Raw genomic sequence first — 4,474 nt, 5'->3', positions numbered from 1 at the left:
AATTGTGAGGGCAGGATTGGCGGACTGGATAGCCGAGGGTGTTATCAAGCTTAATCAAATTTGACTGCCATCGGTGTCTGGTGTCTGCTCCCAAAAACCCCCTTTTTTGCGGACATCGGACACGCCTACACCACAGACACCAAACCTTGAAAGCCTTATACAGCATAGACAGTACTAGACACCGCTACAGACACTACCCTTATTCAAAGTGTCTGAATCGTGTCTAGTTCGTGTCCGCTAGACACCAATAATAAATCGGCCCTCTAATTAGCCAGTTATTGTTAGATATTTAGAGAAATAATGCTGATGTTTTTTGTAGATGTTCTATTTTGTCTGGAGAAAGAGTTGTTCTCATTAACTTTCCTTGAAACCGATGAAATTCTGCAATTATTTTCTCTGGATTAGCATATTTAACCAGGACAAACAGAGATGAAGAATTTGGCTTTAAACATTCTTCAACTTCGGTTAAGAAACTACTATTAAACACACTCTCTTTAATAGTAAGAGAGCGGTGAAAAAAAGTTGCGCTAATGATTCCACCCCAGAGTTCATTGCTCAGATCACCGGGTTTGACTAAATCATGATACGGTTTAACCCTAATCTTTCCCTGTGCATTTTTGGTGATAACAACTGCATCTTCCAAGTCAACTAAATACTCTTGTTCAAGTTTCAGCAGTTCTAGCAGCACTTCATCTGCTTTGTATTTGTCATCAAAGCTGACTACAACTAATTCACTCATGCTATATTCCATTGTGATTTTTTCAAGAATTTTTAGCTGTATCTACTTTTACCTTATAAACTGCTCGTTGTTAAGCTGTATAGAATACAAGAATGCCAATGAGGGTGAGCAGAACTACTGACTAGTTTTTGCAGCTTGCTTTTGCTCATTCTCCAACACCGGAAAGTACCGCCGAGCATTGAGCGGCTTCTTCCAGCCAGTCAACTCAAACAGGTATTCATCTTTCTTCTAGGTTAAGCATCGTTGCCCATTGATTGATTTGACTGCCGTTGATATTTATCCGCTCACACAGGTCAGTCTTGGTTAGCCCCTGTTTAGCATCATGATCAGAATATGAGAATTTGATTTTGCCTCTGGGTATGCCCTCCAGGGCGAACGCACGGTATTTCTGAAACCCTTGCTGGATAAGAATCTTGACGAAAAAATAGGCTAGATTAAAAAACGCCGAAACCCTTGCTATTAAAGGATTTTTATACTTTAGATGCGTTTGCCCTGGTATGTCCTCTACCTTCTCTCGCTTTGTCTGCTTTAATATACTTATAGTTAATTAGTAAACTAAAGCAACTTACCAAAGTAACTTACTCAACGGGTTTGGTTTTCTTAAAATACTTAGGTGACTTAAATTTATCAACATCCTTCTCTCCTGACAAAAGAAATTTCAGAAATGATTTATCCTGAAATTTACAAGTTTGCATGACTCCAAGTATCAGCAAGTAGTTACAAATAGGAGACTCGAAGAAAGAACCTGATATTTCTCTTTGTTTAGCCAGATGCCTGATGGCATTTTCAGCCATATTGTTATGCCAAGGAATTTCATCATGCTCCAGAAAAGTGAATAGACTTTCTCTATAACGTATAAATCTTTTTTGATATCTGTTTACAAGTTCAGAACTATAACTTTTATTAGTAATTATTCTCTCATAAAAGTTCTCTACAGCCTTCTGAAATTTTTTTAAATTCCGTTTTTTAAGCCCGAATTTATCTATAGTTTCCATTATAGGTACGATTAGGTTTTTGATTTCTAAAACGAAGATTTCAAATTCCCAATCAAATGGATTCTTCCAGAGATCATCATTGAGATCGCGAATCAAATGAACCCAACATTTTTGCTGTCTGCAATTTATAGAATCATAGCCAGAATAAAAATCTGATATTAAAATTCCACTATATTTAGACAATAAATCATGAACGATTGTTGTTTCTCTAGTTTCTGTTAGCCTGAAAAAAACATATTTCCCGTTTGTAAAAACCCATACATACCATTCAGAACCTTGAATAGTAATGGATGTCTCATCAACATTAATAAAATTGCTTTCAAGTAGTTTTTTAATAATAATATCTTCAGTTTCAACATAGGAATCAGAGAGTTCTCTTATAAAAGATACAATTGTACTATGGTTGATAACTTCTTTAAATAAATCTTCTATGTTTTTTGCAATAGTTTTATATGGTAGTCGAAGTGCAATTCTCTGATATACAGACCAAACTTTAAAACCATCACCATATATTTGTCTGCGATGAAATTTACTAATATTAGGATGACTATAATATTGATCACAGCTTGGACAGTAACCTTTCCTTCCCCAGTATTTTATGATAGATTTTCTAACTCCATTTCTGGTGAAGACAAGATCAATAACTCTTTTTGATCCTAATTTCTTTGATTCTTGGAGAGGATTAAGATGTTTAGGGCAGTCCAAAATTGGCTGTAGTTCAATTAATTTATGTGGCTTAGGAATTCTTTTTTGATGCCTTTTGATGACTTTTCGTTCGCTTAAATTTTTATCCTTTTCGATCTTTTCTTTTGTATCAATTTCTTTAAAACTTATCTTATTTCTATCATAATCATAATGGGCAGATTTTGTAATTATATCAAATACCCTGTGAACTTCTTTGCTGCTTTCTGTTGAATACTTCTTAGGTTGATCTGCAAAATCAATATTTGAACAGGATTCAGCAATCTCTTTTATTTGAGATAACTCCTGAATTAATAAATTGAGAGCCTGACAGTCTTCTTGATTGTAAGCAACTAACTGTTGCTTATATTTTAAATTTTGGGTGCATTCCCAATAATGCCTCCAAATTATAGATTGGAGTCCAGAAGCATCTGGAGATGTCCAAGATGCGCCGAGGAAATTTCCAATTGCCTTGAGACTATTTGAAAAGGTAGGAAAGTATATCTTACCGTAGATGTATATATTGACATTAAGTAAGCGCTTTCTAATTAAATCACAATCAGTTGAATACTTTTTTGATAGTTCATTAATCGCTTTATTTTCATAACTTCCATAGTGATAGATAGGAGCCTGGGGATATTCGTTTAGCTTTTCAAGTAACTGTCTCCAAATTTTATCTTCGTCATTAATAGTATCTGCCCAAAAAAAATAATAACTACTGCCAACTTCATCAGATATCAACAAACCCATAAGATAATAAAAGCAGCGATCAGGGAGTCCCTCAATATCTAAAAATATTTCGACTGGGCTTCTAGATAACTCTGGTAACTCTTGCAAATATATCTTTTTCTCTCTGATAGCTAAAGCTTGTAGTTCGAGATTATGTTGTACTGAAACTTTAGTCTTTCGTTTTCTTTTCCTACGCGGTTTGAATAAATACGAAAGTTGATGGAGGGTAAATATACCCTTTTTGTTATATCTATTGATAGACTTAGAAGTCATCCGATCTAACAGGCTTAGATTATCTTCTTTCTTTGCTTTATCCTTACAAAAACTCTGAAACTGACAAATTGGACAATGTTTGTTCAAAATAACTGGGGGGTCTTCCACTGCTGATTTGACCATCCATTCTTTTAAAGTATTGAGATAGGGTGTAAGGATTTTATAGCTATTTTCTAGCTTGACGTTTAACCTTCTTCCTTCCATGCCAATAATTTTGCCAGCTACAGGTGTCTCCCCCTGGATTTTTCCCAAAACAGTGCTGATAAATAATAGTTCGAGTTTTTGTTCTTGGCTGAATTGGTAGGTTCCAACAATTATTGTTGGCTCGTAGCTGCATTGCTTGTCACCTACGTTAGTCAAAACATCACAATAAGCTTCTAAATTATCCGACTTCAGCAGGACTTCAATGAAAAATTTACTGTTCTTCAGTTGAGTGCCATCATAATTTGCAATGTTAGGATTCTCTCGCTTAAAATTATCTAGATACTGAACTTTATTAGCACATTTTTGCTCCTCAATAATGTGGACATAATCATGAGGATTTCCAAAGTCTTCCCCGTAAAGGAGAAGATAGGCTTTTCGAGGACATTGTGAGTAGGCTACTACGACCTCAGATGTAATTATGTTTTTACTCATAAGTCTTTCAGTTGTCGTATATATTCAGGCTAGCAGTCGCTTTTTAACGGAGATTATACCTGTACTTGGCAATAACGCTGCAAACATAAGCAGGTTTTATCAGCCAACGAAGTTATGCGGGTTGTAGCGATTGCGATTGATAAGTTGGAATTGATTGCTTGAGTGAGCCATAGCGTCGCCAACGGAGTTACAATACTTTGGGTCATCAATTACACGTTTGTAGAGAAACGTGTAATCCCCTAGAAAGTAGAAAACATGAAGGTTAGCGGCAACGGACAAGGCAAAATACTAAGCCAAGAGGAATTAAAGCGATTATTCACCGAGGGATTTCTCAGCCCACGCGATCGCGCTCTGTTTGGCATCTGCCTGTTTACTGGTTGTCGCGTATCAGAAGCGTTGGCCCTTAAAAAGACTGATATCA

Annotated in this window: 3 protein-coding genes; all 3 read right to left on the bottom strand. The window is 35.9% G+C overall.

What is annotated here, in order from left to right; genetic code table 11:
- Positions 1 to 289 precede the first annotated feature (289 nt).
- Positions 290 to 739 carry a DUF1269 domain-containing protein gene (locus H6G97_RS46245; protein ID WP_190947123.1) on the bottom strand — a complete coding sequence of 150 codons (450 nt, stop codon included), beginning with the start codon at positions 737 to 739 and terminating at the stop codon, positions 290 to 292.
- Between the two features lie 578 nt (positions 740 to 1,317).
- Positions 1,318 to 4,053: a TM0106 family RecB-like putative nuclease gene (locus H6G97_RS46240; protein ID WP_190947122.1), complete on the bottom strand. Its 2,736-nt coding sequence runs from the start codon at positions 4,051 to 4,053 to the stop codon at positions 1,318 to 1,320.
- Positions 4,054 to 4,106: 53 nt separating this feature from the next.
- Complete coding sequence (locus tag H6G97_RS46235) at positions 4,107 to 4,259, bottom strand: hypothetical protein (protein ID WP_190947121.1); 153 nt, start codon at positions 4,257 to 4,259, stop codon at positions 4,107 to 4,109.
- Positions 4,260 to 4,474: the final 215 nt, after the last annotated feature.

It is taken from the genome of Nostoc flagelliforme FACHB-838 (assembly GCF_014698065.1).
Taxonomy (GTDB): Bacteria; Cyanobacteriota; Cyanobacteriia; order Cyanobacteriales; family Nostocaceae; genus Nostoc; species Nostoc flagelliforme_B.
This window is presented reverse-complemented; position numbering and strand designations above follow the sequence as displayed.

Excerpts from the sequence above, each read along its gene's own strand:
- H6G97_RS46235 (WP_190947121.1), bottom strand. The coding sequence starts at position 4,259 with ATGACCCAAAGTATTGTAACTCCGTTGGCGACGCTATGGCTCACTCAA.
- H6G97_RS46240 (WP_190947122.1), bottom strand. The coding sequence starts at position 4,053 with ATGAGTAAAAACATAATTACATCTGAGGTCGTAGTAGCCTACTCACAA.
- H6G97_RS46245 (WP_190947123.1), bottom strand. The coding sequence starts at position 739 with ATGAGTGAATTAGTTGTAGTCAGCTTTGATGACAAATACAAAGCAGAT.